This window comes from Microlunatus parietis, from assembly GCF_013407955.1.
In the GTDB taxonomy this organism is placed as follows: domain Bacteria; phylum Actinomycetota; class Actinomycetes; order Propionibacteriales; family Propionibacteriaceae; genus Microlunatus; species Microlunatus parietis.
The window spans coordinates 3929775-3944758 of the sequence record NZ_JACCBU010000001.1; the positions used below are offsets into that span (position 1 = coordinate 3929775).

9 protein-coding genes are annotated in these 14984 nt (G+C 69.9%); 5 read left to right on the forward strand and 4 right to left on the reverse strand.

Annotated features, from left to right (window positions below; genetic code table 11):
- Positions 1 to 24: 24 nt before the first annotated feature.
- Positions 25 to 1050 (forward strand): serine hydrolase domain-containing protein, encoded by a 1026-nt coding sequence (locus tag BKA15_RS18810; protein ID WP_179753291.1) that lies wholly within the window; start codon positions 25 to 27, stop codon positions 1048 to 1050.
- Here the strand turns inward: BKA15_RS18810 and BKA15_RS18815 are convergent, their stop codons facing one another.
- Positions 1051 to 1659 carry an MBL fold metallo-hydrolase gene (locus BKA15_RS18815; protein WP_179753293.1) on the reverse strand — a complete coding sequence of 203 codons (609 nt, stop codon included), beginning with the start codon at positions 1657 to 1659 and terminating at the stop codon, positions 1051 to 1053.
- Positions 1656 to 2741, reverse strand: coding sequence for an S-(hydroxymethyl)mycothiol dehydrogenase (locus BKA15_RS18820; RefSeq protein ID WP_179753295.1), 1086 nt, complete (start codon positions 2739 to 2741; stop codon positions 1656 to 1658). Before BKA15_RS18820 ends, BKA15_RS18815 begins: the two co-directional genes overlap by 4 nt.
- A 152-nt stretch (positions 2742 to 2893) precedes the next feature.
- On the opposite strand from BKA15_RS18820, the gene BKA15_RS18825 reads away from it, so the two are divergent.
- Entirely contained in the window at positions 2894 to 3811 is a 918-nt protein-coding gene (locus tag BKA15_RS18825) for a sigma-70 family RNA polymerase sigma factor (protein WP_179753297.1), read from the forward strand.
- 157 nt (positions 3812 to 3968) lie between these two features.
- On the opposite strand, the gene BKA15_RS18830 is transcribed toward BKA15_RS18825, so the two are convergent.
- Complete coding sequence (locus tag BKA15_RS18830; RefSeq protein WP_179753299.1) at positions 3969 to 4745, reverse strand: CPBP family intramembrane glutamic endopeptidase; 777 nt, start codon at positions 4743 to 4745, stop codon at positions 3969 to 3971.
- Positions 4746 to 4943: 198 nt separating this feature from the next.
- Between BKA15_RS18830 and BKA15_RS18835 the strand changes: the two genes are divergently transcribed.
- On the forward strand, positions 4944 to 6887 hold the full coding sequence (locus BKA15_RS18835; RefSeq protein ID WP_246322374.1) for an ABC transporter ATP-binding protein: 1944 nt from the start codon (positions 4944 to 4946) through the stop codon (positions 6885 to 6887).
- Positions 6884 to 8743, forward strand: a complete 1860-nt coding sequence (locus BKA15_RS18840; RefSeq protein WP_218871466.1) for an ABC transporter ATP-binding protein — start codon at positions 6884 to 6886, stop codon at positions 8741 to 8743. The genes BKA15_RS18835 and BKA15_RS18840 overlap by 4 nt, the downstream gene beginning before the upstream one ends.
- Positions 8744 to 8750: 7 nt before the next feature.
- On the opposite strand, the gene BKA15_RS18845 is transcribed toward BKA15_RS18840, so the two are convergent.
- Positions 8751 to 9299, reverse strand: coding sequence for a cobalamin biosynthesis protein (locus BKA15_RS18845; protein ID WP_179753301.1), 549 nt, complete (start codon positions 9297 to 9299; stop codon positions 8751 to 8753).
- 172 nt (positions 9300 to 9471) lie between these two features.
- Here BKA15_RS18845 and BKA15_RS18850 point away from each other — a divergent pair, with 172 nt between their 5' ends.
- Positions 9472 to 14970 (forward strand): ATP-binding protein, encoded by a 5499-nt coding sequence (locus BKA15_RS18850; protein WP_179753303.1) that lies wholly within the window; start codon positions 9472 to 9474, stop codon positions 14968 to 14970.
- The last annotated feature ends 14 nt before the right edge of the window (positions 14971 to 14984 follow it).

A 14984-nucleotide genomic window follows, 5' to 3' on the forward strand; every position in this document is an offset into this window, starting at 1 on the left:
CGGCACGGCGGCTACGGTGAGGTGGTGAACCCCGAGGCGAAGGTACGTGAGCTGGCCGAGCGTGCGGTCCGGAACGGGCACGTGGGCGTGGTCGCCGGCGTGGTCGAGGACGATCGCCTCGTCATCGCGGGAGCGGGCCGGGTCGGCGGGTCCGGCGCGGGGATTCCGGACCGGCTGACGAGCTTCCGGATCGCTTCGGTGACCAAGCCGATCACGGCGACCCTGCTGGCGCGCGCCGTGGTCCGGGGCGAGGTCGGACTGGACCGGCCCATCCGCGAACTGCTGCCGGAGTGGGAGCTGCCGGCGGACCCGTACGAGACGATCACGCTGGAACACCTGGCCACCCACCGGGCCGGTCTGCCGCACGGGCTGCAGGACCATCCCACGGCGCAGGCCGCCTCCGCCACGCTCCCCCGAACCGTGCGGCTGGGACCCGAGCGCGGCCCGCTGGACCTGGCCGGCTACGTCAGCGGGCTGGTCGGGCTCCGGCCGTCGACCCCGCCCGGCACCCAGTACGCCTACTCCAACCTGGGCGCCCAGTTGATCGGGATGGCCCTCACTGGCGGCACCCGGCAGCCGTTCGGGACGCTGCTCCGGGAGGGACTCGGCATGATCCCCGGCACCGCAGGCATCGTTGATCAACTCGCCGGGGCAGGGCTGGCACCTGGTCACGACACGGCCGGCGCGCCCTGCGCGACCCCGGACTATCCGCTCGGCGTCGCGTCCGGCGGCCTGATCGCGTCGGCGGAGGCGCTGCTGAACCTGGTCCGGGCGCACTGGGCCGGCACCGGCGACGCCGACACCGACTCGGCCCTGCGGCTGACCACCACTCCGCGCGCGGACGCGTTCGGCGACAACCGGATCGGCCTGCTCTGGCACATCGGCCCGGTGCCGGACGGCGACGGACTGAACGGCATCTGGCACAACGGATCACTGCCCGGTTACCGGAGCTTCCTCGGCTTCCGGCCGGACGCGCGGCTCGGCGCGGTCGTCCTCAGCAACACCTCGAAGTCGGTCGACCACCTCGGCGCCGAACTGCTCCGACCATGATCAGGAAGCCAGCGCGGCGCGTTCGGCGCCGATTGTGGTGTCCTCGCCGTGCCCGGTCTTGACGACCGTCTCGTCCGGCAGCGCGAACAGCCGGTCCTTGATCGACGCGACGATCGTGTCGTAGTTGCTGTAGGAACGGCCAGTGGCGCCCGGCCCGCCGTTGAACAACGTGTCGCCGGTGAACACCACGCCCAGCTCCGGCGCGTGGAAGCAGACCGCGCCCGGGGCATGGCCGGGCGTGTGCAGCACGGTCAGTGTGGTGCCGGCGACCACGATCCGCTGACCGTCGGCCAGTTCGCCGTCCGGCTCGGAGTCGTGGGTCAGCCGCCAGACCACCAGATCGTCCGGATGCAGCAGCACCGGAGCCTCGAACCGCTCGCCCAGCTCGGGCGCGTAGCGGACATGATCATCATGGGCGTGGCTGCAGAGCACGGCCAGCACCCGGCGATCACCGATCACGGCGGCGATCGCGTCCACGTCGTGCGGCGCGTCGATCACCACGCACTCGCTGTCGTCGCCGATCACCCAGACGTTGTTGTCGACGTCGAACGTCTGGCCGTCCAGCGAGAACGTACCGGACGTGACGGCATGATCGATCCGGGCGGTCACCAGACCACCACCGAGCGCAGCACGTCGCCGTGGTGCATCTTCTCGAACGCGCCCTCGATCCCGTCGATCCCGATCTCCTCGGAGACGAACGCGTCCAGCGGCAACCGGCCCTGCAGGTAGAGGTCGATCAGCATCGGGAAGTCCCGGTCCGGCAGGCAGTCGCCGTACCAGCTGGACTTGAGCGAGCCGCCACGCCCGAACACGTCGAGCAGCGGGAGTTCCAGCTTCATCTCCGGCGTCGGGACGCCGACCAGCACCACGGTGCCGGCCAGATCACGGCCGTAGAACGCCTGCTGGTACGTTTCCGGCCGGCCCACCGCCTCGATCACGACGTCGGCGCCGAACCCGCCGGTCAGTTGCTGCAGCTGCTCCACCGGATCACCGCCGGAGGAGTTGATCACGTCGGTGGCGCCGAGTTCCTTGGCCTTGGCCAGCTTCCGGTCGTCGATGTCGATCGCGATGATCTTGTTCGCCCCGGCCAGCCGGGCGCCGGCGATCGCGGCCGAACCGACCCCGCCGCAGCCGATCACCGCGACCGAGTCGCCGCGGCCGACGTTGCCGGTGTTGATTGCCGCGCCGATGCCGGCCATGACCCCGCAGCCGAGCAGCCCGGCCGCCGCCGGCCGCGCCCTCGGGTCGATCTTGGTGCACTGGCCCGCGGCGACCAGCGTCTTGTCGGCGAACGCCCCGATGCCGAGCGCCGGTGACAGCTCAGTGCCGTCCTCGAGGGTCATCTTCTGGGTCGCGTTGAACGTCGCGAAGCAGTACCAGGGCCGGCCGCGCTTGCACGCCCGGCAGGTCCCGCAGACGGCGCGCCAGTTCAAGATCACGTAGTCGCCCGGTTCAAGATCACGAACGCCTTCGCCGACCGCCTCGACGATGCCGGCGGCCTCGTGACCGAGCAGGTACGGAAAGTCCTCGCCGATCCCGCCCTCGCGGTAGTGCAGATCGGTGTGACAGACGCCGCAGGCGCTGATCTTGACCACCGCCTCGCCCGGGCCCGGATCCGGGATGTTGATCGTGACGAGTTCGGTGGGTGCTCCCTTGGCACGGGCGATGACGCCCTTCACTTGCTGCGGCACAGCTGCTCCTCGCTGAACTGGTGATCTGGTCAGGATCCTCGGCAGCATCGTAGTCAGCCGCGATCAGCGAGGGGCAGGCGCTGTCACACCCGCGGGCCACGGCTCGTCACCGTGATGTGGCTACCGAATCGAAGAACGAACAGAATGGGTGGATGGCATCCGACGGCGACGTGTTGGCGACCGCGTTCGAGGAGAACCGGCCGCGGCTGCGCAACGTCGCGTACCGGATCCTCGGGTCGACCAGCGACGCCGAGGACGCGGTGCAGGAGGCCTGGCTGCGGCTGAACCGCTCCGAGGCGGAGCGGATCGACAACCTCGGCGGCTGGCTGACCACGGTCGTCTCCCGGATCTGCCTGGACCAGCTGCGCTCCCGTACCGCACGGCGGGAGGACTCGCTGGACGTCCGGCCGGTCGAACCGGCCGAGGACGAGGAGGCCGGGCCGGAGGAGCAGGCGGTCCAGGCCGACGCGATGGGTGCCGCGCTGATGGTCGTGCTGGACACGCTCGCGCCGGCCGAGCGGATGGCGTTCGTGCTGCACGATCTGTTCGGCGTCCCGTTCGACGAGATCGCCACCATCGTCGACAAGACCCCGGCCGCGACCCGGCAGCTGGCCAGCCGGGCCCGGCGCCGAGTACGAGGCGGGCCGCCGGAGGAACCGCCGGGCGGGGACGGGCGCCGGCACCAGGGCCGCGAGACCGAGGTCGTCAGTGCGTTCTTCGACGCCGCCCGGAACGCCAACTTCGACCGGCTGCTCGAACTGCTCGATCCCGACGTGGTGCTGCGCGCCGACGCCGCGGCCGTGCTGGCCGCGACCCGGTTCGGCGATCGCGGCGCACCGCGGATCGCGGCCGAGCTGCGCGGCTCGGAGGCCGTCGCGAGCGCTCTGTCCGGCACCGCGCGGGGCGCTCAGCTGGCCCTGGTCGACGGCTACATCGGCGCCACCTACGCGCCGGGCGGCCGGCCGATCTCGGTCTTCGAACTCACCGTGCGGAACGGGCGGATCACCGGCATCGAGCTGTACGCCGACCGCGAGTTGGTCGACTCCTTCTCGATCGAGATCATCGACTGACCGAGCCGCCGGCCGACGAGATCCACGCGGCCGCCGCCCTCAGCTGACGCTCCCCCCGCGTTCGTCTTCCATCAAGTGCGCGACAACGCACCCGATTTCGTGCTGCCAAGGGGTCGTTATCCCTCACCTGACGGACAACGCCCCTACGGGAGGGGCCTCAGCTGATCCCGAGCGAGATGACCACCCGGGTCAGGATGAAGATGATCCCGTTGTTGACCGCGTGCGAGATCACGGCCGGCCAGATCGAGCCGCTCTTCTCGTACAGCCAGGCGTGCACCAGGCCCAACAGCACGGCGGCCGGGAGGACGACGTTGATGCCGTGGGCGAGGCCGAAGATCGCGGAGCTGACCACGGCGGCCAGCACGAAGCCCCAGCGGCGCAGCCAGCCGTACCCGATGCCGCGGAACAGCGCCTCCTCACCGATCGGCGTGAGCACCGCGCCGAACAGCAGCAGCAGCGCGAACTGGGCCACCGAGCCGCCCATCGCGGTGTCGGCCAGATTCTGCTGCGGATTGCCTTGGTCGCCGGTGATCGCGACGTACAGCAGGATGACGATCCGGTTGGCCAGGAAGCCGGCCAGGCCGCAGCCGGCGCCGATCAGCAGCCAGCGTGCCGCCGGCCGGACCAGCCCGAGCGCTGCCGCCGAGCGGATCCGCGGCAGCAGGGCGACCAGCGCCGCCAAACCCGCCGACACCGCGGCGATGAGGACCAGCACCAAGGTGGGACCCGGTGCGCCGCTGGTCAGCGCGTCGCCGCCGAATGCGGCCAAGATCACAAAGACTCCGCCGATCTGAATCGCGAAGTAGACCAGCGCGCCGATCACGAATTCGGGTAGTCCGATCCGCTTCCCGGCCGCGTTGGCACCGATGGTGATCTTGTTCTCCGGCGGCCGTTCAGCAGGCGGCGGGGACGCGTGGGCGGGCTGCTCGATCATGACCAGAACCCTACGGTGGCGTAGGAGTTCTCGAACCCCGGATTGTGACGCTAATCACTGAATCATGATCTATCGGCGTACGTAATGAATACCCCAGAGGTCGGGAATATTGTTTGGGATCGGGCACTTGCATGGGGTTGGATAGTTACAGATTCGTACGTCTGCACGATCTTCTCTCACCGTTTGAGGACTCCTTTCATGTCTGCCGACATTTCGGCTCCCACGTCCTGCCCGCCCAACGAAGCTCCCGATTCGGCCGAGCCCGCGCAACGCACCGCACCGGTTGCGCCGCCGACCTCGCTGGATCGGCCGCCACTGATGGCGCCACCACGACCCGGCAAGCCCAAGCGTGACGGCACGGTCCGGCACAGCCGGCTCTCTTCCCTGTTCCGCTTCGGTCCCTACCTGCGGCCGCACGTGTGGCGGTTCGTGGTCATGATCATCTTCGCCGTGCTCAGCGTCGCGGCGAGCATCGTGATCCCGCTGGTCACCCGGGCGGTGATCGACGGCCCGATCGCGAACAGCGACCAGGTGGGGCTCTACACCCTCGGCGCGGCCGCGATGGCGATCGGCATCGTCGAGGCGCTGGTCGTGTTCGGCCGTCGCTGGGTGATCTCGAAGGGCACCCTGGCGACGGAGAACACGATCCGGACCGACCTGTACGCGAAGCTGCAGCGGCTGCCGATGAGCTTCCACGACCGCTGGCAGTCCGGCCAGCTGCTGTCGCGGATCATGAACGACCTGTCCACCATCCGCCGGTTCCTCAACTTCGGCGCGATCTTCCTGATGATCAACATCGTCCAGATCGCGGTCGTGGTCGGGCTGCTGCTCAACATGTACTGGCCGCTCGGCCTGGTGGTGCTGGCGGCGATCGTCCCGATCACCCTGATGTGCCTGAAGAACGAGCGTGAGCTCACCCGGCTGTCCCGCAAGATGCAGGACGAGACCGGCGACGTCGCGTCCTCGGTCGAGGAGAGCGCGCACGGCCTGCGGGTGATCAAGTCGTTCGGCCGCTCCGAGCACATGTTCGAGAAGTTCGACGGCAAGGCCGTCCAGCTGTTCGACACCACGTACCAGCGGATCCGGCTGCTGGCGAAGTTCCGCACCTTCCTGGAGATCGTGCCGAGCGGCACCGTGATCATCGTGCTCGGCCTGGGCGCCCTCGCGGCCGGCCGTGGCGAGGTCACCCTGGGCACCCTGGTCGCGTTCATCACGATGCTGCTGTCGCTGGTCTGGCCGATCGCCGCGCTGGGCCTGCTGCTCTCGCAGACGCAGGAGGCGATGACGGCGGCCGACCGGATCGCGGAGATCTTCGACGCCGAAAACACGATCACCGACGGCACCAAGAAGCTCACCGACGTGCGCGGCGAGCTCCGCTTCGAGGGCGCCGCGTTCCGGTACCCGGATGCCGACACCGACGTCCTGCACGACCTCAACCTGACCATCAAGCCGGGTGAGACCGTTGCCGTGGTCGGGGCGACCGGCTCCGGCAAGACCGCGCTGACCGCCCTGGTGCCGCGCCTGTACGACGTCACCGCCGGCCGGATCACCATCGACGGCGTCGACATTCGCGACCTCAAGCTGGAGCAGGTCCGCTCCATCGTCGCCACCGCGTTCGAGGACCCGACGCTGTTCTCGATGTCCGCCCGGGAGAACCTCACCCTGGGCAACCCGGACGCGACCGAGGCCGAGATCACCCAGGCGATCGACGTGGCCCAGGCCCACTTCGTGTACGACCTGCCGTGGGGCCTGAACACCCGGATCGGCGAGCAGGGGATGAGCCTGTCCGGCGGTCAGCGGCAGCGGCTCGCGCTGGCCCGCGCCGTGCTCGCCAAGCCCGGCGTGCTGGTGCTGGACGACACCCTGTCCGCGCTCGACGTGCACACCGAGGCACTGGTCGAGGAGGCGCTCAAGCGGGTCCTGGTCGGCGTCACCGGCATCGTGGTCGCGCACCGCGCGTCCACCGTGATGCTGGCCGACAAGGTGGCCCTGCTCAGCAACGGCACGATCAGCCACGTGGGCACCCACGCCCAGCTGCTGAAGACGGTGCCGGAGTACCGGGAGCTGCTCAGCGCCGACTTCGACAGCGAGGACGAGCTGGCCGAACTGGACCGCCTCGAACTGCAGGAGACCAACCGATGACCGCCGTCCAGACCGAGTCCCGGGACAAGAAGAAGCTGGCGGTCGAGGACTGGCGTGGTGTCGGGGCCGAGGAGAACGAGGACATCCAGGCCCGCGGCAGCGTCTTCCTGAAGCGCCGCAGCCGCGCGCTGCTGGGCAGCCTGCTGAAGCCGTACCGCAAGTTCATCGTGATCTTGATCGCGGTGGTCCTGGTCGAGAACGCGGCCCGGCTAAGCATTCCGCGGCTGGTCCAGCTGGGCATCGACTTCGGTGTCCCGCCGCTGGCGAACGGCGGGGTGGCCACCGAACTGCTCAAGGTGCTCGGGGTGATGCTCGGCGCGTTGATCATGCAGGGCTGCGCCCGCTGGTTCTTCCTCCGCAACTCCGGCCGGGTCGGCCAGCAGGTGCTGCTGGAGATCCGGCGGCGGCTCTACCGGCACTTCCAGAAGCTCGACGTCAAGTTCCATGATCGCTACACGTCCGGCCGGGTGATCTCCCGGCTGACCAACGACATCGACGCGATCATGGAGCTGCTGGCCGGCGGCTTCGACGGCCTGGTCACCGCCGTACTGACCCTGGTCGGCGTCGCGATCCTGCTGCTGACGATGGACCTGCAGCTCGGCCTGATCTGCCTGATCGGCTTCCCGATCCTGATCGTGCTGGTCCGCTGGTTCTCCCGGCAGAGCCAACTCACGTACCGGAAGGTGCGCGAGCACTCGGCGATGGTCATCGTCCACTTCATCGAGACGATGACCGGGATCCGTGCGGTCGAGTCGTACCGCCGGGAGCCGCGTAACCAGCAGATCTTCGAGGACCTGTCCGAGCGCTACCGCGACGCGAACCTGACCTCCTTCCGGCTGGTCGCGATCTTCCAGCCGGGGATCAAGCTGATCGGCAACATCACGATCGGCGGCGTCCTGCTGTACGGCGGCTACCGGGTGATCCAGGGCGACATGACGGTCGGCGTGCTGGCCGCGTTCCTGCTCTACCTGCGGATGTTCTTCGAGCCGATGCAGGAGATCAGCCAGTTCTACAACACGTTCCAGTCGGCCTCGTCGGCGCTGGAGAAGGCGTCCGGCGTGCTGGAGGAGGCGCCGGGCGTGCCGGAGCCGAAGAACCCGGTCCGGGTCCGCGACGCCAAGGGCGAACTGCACTTCGACCGGGTCACCTTCTCGTACGTGAAGGACCGGCCGGTGCTGCCGGACCTGGAACTGAGGATCCCGGCCGGGCAGACGCTCGCCCTGGTCGGCACCACCGGCGCCGGCAAGACGACGATCGCGAAGCTGATGGCCCGCTTCTACGACCCGACCGAGGGCCGGGTCACGCTGGACGGCACCGACCTGCGCGAGATCGGCAACGACGATCTCCGGCAGTCGGTGGTGATGGTGACCCAGGAGAACTTCATGTTCGACGGTACGGTCGCCGACAACATCGCCTTCGGCAAGCCCGCAGCGAGCCGGGACGAGGTGATCAACGCGGCCAAGGCGGTCGGCGCGCACGAGTTCATCACCGCGCTGCCGCAGGGCTACGACACCGACGTGGCCAAGCGGGGTTCCCGGTTGTCCGCGGGCCAGCGTCAGCTGGTCGCGTTCGCCCGGGCGTTCCTGGCCGACCCGGCGGTGTTGATCTTGGACGAGGCGACCTCGAGCCTCGACGTGCCGAGCGAACGGCTGGTCCAGCAGGCGCTGCAGACGATCCTCAAGGACCGCACCGCGGTGATCATCGCGCACCGGCTGAGCACGGTCGAGATCGCCGACCGGGTGCTGGTGCTGGAGCACGGCCGGATCCTCGAGGACGGCAGCCCCAAGCAGCTGATGGCGACCCAGGACGGCAGGTACGCAGCCCTGCACGACGCCTGGGTCGAGTCCCTGGCCTGATCCGAGCTCAGCGGGGAGGATTCGGCCGCGAGTTCGCGGCCGAATCCTCCACGATCTCGGTGAGCTGGTTCGGCAGCCAGTCCAGCAGGTCGCGCAGGAGGATCGCCGACCGGCCGAAGCTGGCGTACTTCTCGTCGCCGGTGCCGATCTGGTCGGCGACGACGTGCGCGGCCCGGTAGCCGAGCAGCCCGGGGATGCCGAACGCGGCTCCCCAGATCAGCGGCCCGATCACGGCCCGGGCCGGCCGCGGCTCGTCGTCCGGCCCGCCCTCCAGGACGACGGCGGTCGCGGCGGCGGTGGCGAGCGCGTGCAGCACCGGGACGTTCCGGGTCAGCCGCTCCACGGCCAGCCCGGCGACGGCGATCCCGCCGACCACGGTGGCCGTGTGCACCGTGCCCCAGTTGGCGTCGTCGGCATAGGTACGGTCCTCGATCGCGGTCGAGACGCGCTCGAACCCCTCGACCGGCTTGCGGCGGAGCGGCTGTTCGATCATGCGCCCGGCGAGATAGCCGAGGGCAAGCCCGGCAACGCGGGAAAGTTGGGAGGTCGCAGACATGTCAGCCGATTGTGCCGCACGGCGAGCACCGACTGTAGGGAGGGCACAAGTCCGGACGGTGAATGTTGGTGGGGTCCGACTCGACGCCCGGGCGGGTTCGGTGGAAATGTGTCTCTTTGGTCCCTTCGGTCCGAACCCGTACCGTAACCCCGAGGTCAGGAGGCAACGCTCAGTGTTCAGGCGCATCGCCATCGTCAATCGGGGGGAAGCCGCGATGCGGCTGATCAACGCGGTTCGCGAGCTGAATGCCGAACAGGGCACCGGGATCGAAACGGTGGCGCTCTACACCGAGGCGGAGCGGACCGCGATGTTCGTCCGCGAGGCCGACCTGGCCCACCCGCTCGGTCCGGCCGCCAACCGCCCCTATCTCGATCACGCCGTGCTGGAGCGCGCCCTGATCGAGACCGAGGCGGACGCCGCGTGGGTCGGCTGGGGTTTCGTCGCCGAGGATCCGGGGTTCGCCGAACTGTGCGAGCGGATCGGCGTCACGTTCATCGGGCCGAGCCCGGAGGCGATGCGCAAGCTGGGCGACAAGATCGGCTCCAAGTTGATCGCCGAGGAGGTCGGCGTCCCGGTCGCGGCCTGGAGCCGCGGGGCCCTGGACACGTTGGACGACGCGCTGGCGGTGGCGAACCAGATCGGCTACCCGGTGATGCTCAAGGCGACCGCCGGCGGCGGCGGGCGCGGGATCCGGGTGATCGAATCCGACGCCGAACTGCGGGACGCCTACCAGCGGACCCGGGACGAGGCAGAACGGGCGTTCGGCAGCGGGGTCGTCTTCCTGGAGCGGCTGGTCACCGGCGCCCGGCACGTCGAGGTGCAGGTGATCGCCGACGGGCAGGGCACGGCCTGGGCGCTCGGCGTACGGGACTGCTCGGTGCAGCGGCGGAACCAGAAGATCATCGAGGAGTCCGCCTCGCCGGTGCTCGATCCGGGACAGGTGGCCGAGCTGAAGGCGTCGGCCGAGCGGCTGGCCCTCGCGGTCGGCTATTGCGGCGCCGGGACCGTCGAGTTCCTGTATCACCCGGACGAGAAGCTGTTCGCGTTCCTCGAGGTGAACACCCGGCTCCAGGTCGAGCACCCGATCACCGAGGCGACCCGCTACGTCGACCTGGTCCGGCTGCAGTTGCGGGTGGCGGCCGGTGAACGGCTGACCGAGGAACCGCCGCCGGAGATCGGCCATGCGGTCGAGGCACGGCTGAACGCTGAGGATCCGGACCGCGACTTCGCCCCGTCGCCGGGCCGGATCGTCCGGCTCGACCTGCCGCGCGGCCCGGGCATCCGGGTCGACACCGGCGTCGGCGAGGGGGACACCATTCCGGCCGACTTCGATTCCATGATCGCCAAGATCATCGCGTACGGACGCACCCGCGACGAGGCCCTGGGCCGGTTGCGGCGGGCGGTGGCCGACACGACGGTGGTGCTCGACGGCGGTACGACGAACAAGAGCTTCATCCTCGAGCTGCTCGGCCGGCCCGAGGTGATCACCGGCGGCGGCACCGGCTGGGCCGACACCGGCTGGATCGACCGGGTCCGGGCGCAGGGCGAGTTGATCACGCATCGGCATTCCGGGGTGGCGCTGGTCGCGGCCGGCATCGAGGCCTATCAGGAGGCCGAGGCGCTGGAACGCCAGCAGTTGTTGGTGTCCGCGTTCGGCGGCCGGCCCCAGGTGCAGCACGAGGCGGGCCGGGCGATCGACGTGAAGCTGCGCGGGGCCCCGTACCGGCTGGCGGTGGCGCGGATCGGCCCGCGCCGCTATCGGGTCACGGTCCGTAGCGGCGACGAACTCAGCACGGTCGACGCCGAGCTGGAGCGGTACGACAGCTACGAGGCCCGGCTTTCCGTTGCTGGGCAGCGATTCCGGTTGATCACCGCGACCCACGGCCCGGTCCACTTCGTCGAGGTGGACGGCGTCACGCACCGGGTCACCCGGGACGAGGGCGGCGTGCTGCGGTCACCGGTGCCGGCCCTGGTGGTGGCGACGCCGGTCGCGGTCGGCGCCGAGGTCGAGGCCGGCGCTCCAGTGCTGGTGCTGGAGAGCATGAAGATGGAGACGGTCGTCCCGGCGCCGTTCCGGGCCGTCGTCCGCGAACTGTCGGTGAGCACCGGCACCCAGGTCGAGACCGGCGCCCCGCTGATCCGGCTGGAGCCGCTCGGCGAGGAGGACCTGGCCGCCGAGTCGTCGGCCTCCGTTGATCTTGAACTGCCGGCGCCGGCGGCCGAGCCGGGCCCGGCCGAGCGGTTGGCCCGCGGGTACGAGGATCTGCGCAGCATGCTGCTCGGATTTGATCTTGATCCGCGCGACGAGGGCCGGGCGCTGACCGAGTACTTCGCGGCGCGGGCCGAGCTGCCCGAGCCGCCGATGGACTCCGACAGTGCGCTGCTCCGGCTGTTCGCCGACGTCGCCGACCTGAGCCGGAACCGGCCGGCCGGCGAGGAGTTGGACACCGAACTTCGGGTGCACACGCCGCGGGAACTGTTCCACGCCTACCTGCAGACACTGGACGTCGAACGGGCCGCGCTGCCGGAGTCGTTCGTCGGCCGGCTGTCACGGGTGCTCGGGCACTACGGCATCACCGACCTCGACCGCAGCGAGCCGCTGGTCGACGCGGTGTTCCGGATCTTCCTGGCGCAGCAGCGGGTGGCGCCGGACGTCCGGCTGGTCACCTCGCTGCTGGAGCGTTGGCTGGTGGAGCCGCGGCCCGCCCCGGAGCGGACCGAGGAGACCCACGCGGTCCTTGATCATCTGGTGCTGTCCACCCAGCTTCGGTTCCCGGAGATCGGCGACCTGGCCCGGTCGGTCCGGTTCCGCTGGTTCGACCAGCCGCAGGTCGACGAGGATCGGGCCGAGGTGCTGGCCGGCGTCCGGTCCGAGTTGGCCGATCTGGCCGCGCATCCGCACGCGCGGGACTACGCGAAGCGGGTCGAGGCGCTGGCCACGATCCCGGAGCAGTTGATCAGATTCCTCACCGACCGGTTGGAACGCGGAGTGCCGCGGACCGAGCCGATGCTCGAGGTGCTGATCCGCCGGCACTACCTCGAGTACGGCCTGCACGACGTCGCCAACAAGAGCCTGCACGGGCGCCCGTTCACCATGGCCGGCTACGAACTCGACGACCGGAAGACGTACCTGGTCAGCACGGTCGGCACCGTCGAGGAGCTGGCCAGCGGCCGGAGCACGCTGGTCCGGGACCTGAAGTCGGCGGTCGGCGGCCGGCCGTCCGGCTACGAGACGGTGGCCGATCTCTATCTGCACTGGCCGGAGGCGCCGACCGACGTCCAGGAGGCCTCGGACGTGCTCCGGGAACTGGTCGCGGCGCTGCCGTTCCGGAAGCGGATGCGCCGGATCGCCATTGCGGTGGCGGCCGGTGACGGGCGACCGGTCTTCTACTTCACCTACCGGCCGCAGCGTCGTGATCTTGTCGAGGACGAGAACGTCCGCGGGGTGCACCCGATGGTCGGCCGCCGGCTGAACCTGTGGCGGCTCCGCGATTTCATGATCACCAGGCTGGACGCGCCCGAGGACGTCCTCCTCTATCACTGTGTGGCCAGGGAGAACCCGGCCGATGTCCGGCTGGTCGCGCTGGCCCAGGTGCGCCAGTTCGCGGTGGTCCGCGACGACGACGGACTGATCACCTCGCTGCCGCACGTGGAGCGGGCGATCGCCAACTGCCTGGAGGGGATCCGCCGAGCCCGTACCGAACGGCCGGACGGGGCCAAGCTGGACATGAACCATGTCTGGGTGACGGTCTGGCCGGTGATCGACGCCGAGGTCGCCGAACTCACCGCGCTGGAACGCAACATCACCCCGCTGACCGTGGGTGCCGGGATCGAAGAGGTGCTGATCCAGGGCCGGGTCACGGGCTCGCACGGCGACCCGCTGCCGGTGGTCGGCCGGTTCTACAACCAGCCCGGGGCGGGCGTGCAGACCGTCGTCGAGCGGCCGCCGACCGAACCGCTGCTGCCGCTGGACGACTATGCGCAGAAGGTGGTCCGGGCGCGCCGGCGCAACACCGTCTACCCGTACGAACTCGCGGGCATGATCGCCGGCACCGGCGGCTCGTTCGTCGAGCACGACCTGAAGCCGAACGGGACGCTCGCCCCGGTGAAGCGGCCGCGCGGCCAGAACACGTCGGCGATCATCGCCGGTGTGGTCAGCACGCCGACCCGGCGCTACCCGAAGGGCCTGACCCGGGTGGTGCTGCTGGGCGATCCGACCAAGGCACTCGGTGCGCTGGCCGAGCCGGAGTGCGCCCGGATCATCGCGGCGCTCGACCTGGCCACCAAGCTCAAGGTGCCGGTCGAGTGGTTCGCGCTGTCCTCCGGCGCGAAGATCTCGATGGACTCCGGCACCGAGAACATGGACTGGGTCGCCAAGGCGCTGAAGCGGATCGTCGAGTTCACCCAGGCCGGCGGGGAGATCAACATCGTCGTGGCCGGGATCAATGTCGGTGCGCAGCCGTACTGGAACGCCGAGGCGACCATGCTGATGCACACCAAGGGGATCTTGATCATGACCCCGGACAGCGCGATGGTGCTGACCGGGAAGCAGTCGCTGGACTTCTCCGGCGGGGTGTCGGCCGAGGACAACTTCGGCATCGGCGGGTACGACCGCGTGATGGGGCCGAACGGGCAGGCGCAGTACTGGGCGCCGGATCTCGCCGGGGCGCGGGACATCCTGCTGTCGCACTACGACTACACGTATCTGGCGCCGGGCGAGTCGACGCCGCGGCGGGCCGAGACGACCGACCCGTACGAGCGGGACGTGACGGCCTATCCGCACGACCCGGGCGAGGGCGGCTTCCGTACCGTGGGGGAGATCTTCTCGCCCGCGACGAACCCGGACCGGAAGAAGGCGTTCAACATCAGGACGGTGATGCGGGCCGTCGCCGACCTTGATCATCCGGTGCTGGAACGCTGGGCCGGGATGGCGGACGCTGAGACGGCCGTGGTGCAGGACGCGCGGCTCGGCGGGCTGCCGGTCTGCCTGATCGGGATCGAGTCGAAACCCGTGCCACGACGGGGATTCCCGCCCACCGATGGCCCGGACACCTGGACCGCCGGCACCCTGTTTCCACGATCATCGAAGAAGGTGGCCCGGGCGATCAACGCGGCCAGCGGGAACCGGCCGCTGGTGGTGCTGGCGAACCTGTCCGGCTTCGACGGGTCACCGGACTCGATGCGCAACCTGCAGCTGGAGTACGGCGCCGAGATCGGCCGGGCGATCGTCAACTTCCGCGGCCCGATCGTGTTCTGCGTCATCTCCCGCTACCACGGTGGTGCGTTCGTCGTGTTCTCCAAGGCGCTCAACCCGAAGATGACCGTGCTCGCGGTCGAGGGGTCGTTCGCCTCGGTGATCGGCGGGGCGCCGGCCGCGGCGGTCGTCTTCGCCGGTGACGTGCGGCGCCGGATCGCGGCCGACCCGCGGGTGATCGAACTGGAGGCTCGGCTGGCCGAGGCCGACGAAGCCGACCGGGCCGGGCTGGCCGCCGAGCTGGCGGAGCTGCGCGCTGCCGTACGGACGGAGAAGATCGGTGAGGTCGCCGACGAGTTCGACCAGGTGCACAGCATCCGGCGCGCCGTCGAGGTCGGCTCCGTCGACGCGGTGATCACGCCCGAGGAACTGCGGCCGCAGTTGATCAACGCGATCGAGCGCGGCCTGAAGCGGTAGAACGCTACCCTTCG

Coding starts and splice junctions, on each gene's coding strand:
- BKA15_RS18825 (WP_179753297.1), top strand. CDS start 2,894: ATGGCATCCGACGGCGACGTGTTGGCGACCGCGTTCGAGGAGAACCGG.
- BKA15_RS18830 (WP_179753299.1), bottom strand. CDS start 4,745: ATGATCGAGCAGCCCGCCCACGCGTCCCCGCCGCCTGCTGAACGGCCG.
- BKA15_RS18835 (WP_246322374.1), top strand. CDS start 4,944: ATGTCTGCCGACATTTCGGCTCCCACGTCCTGCCCGCCCAACGAAGCT.
- BKA15_RS18840 (WP_218871466.1), top strand. CDS start 6,884: ATGACCGCCGTCCAGACCGAGTCCCGGGACAAGAAGAAGCTGGCGGTC.
- BKA15_RS18845 (WP_179753301.1), bottom strand. CDS start 9,299: ATGTCTGCGACCTCCCAACTTTCCCGCGTTGCCGGGCTTGCCCTCGGC.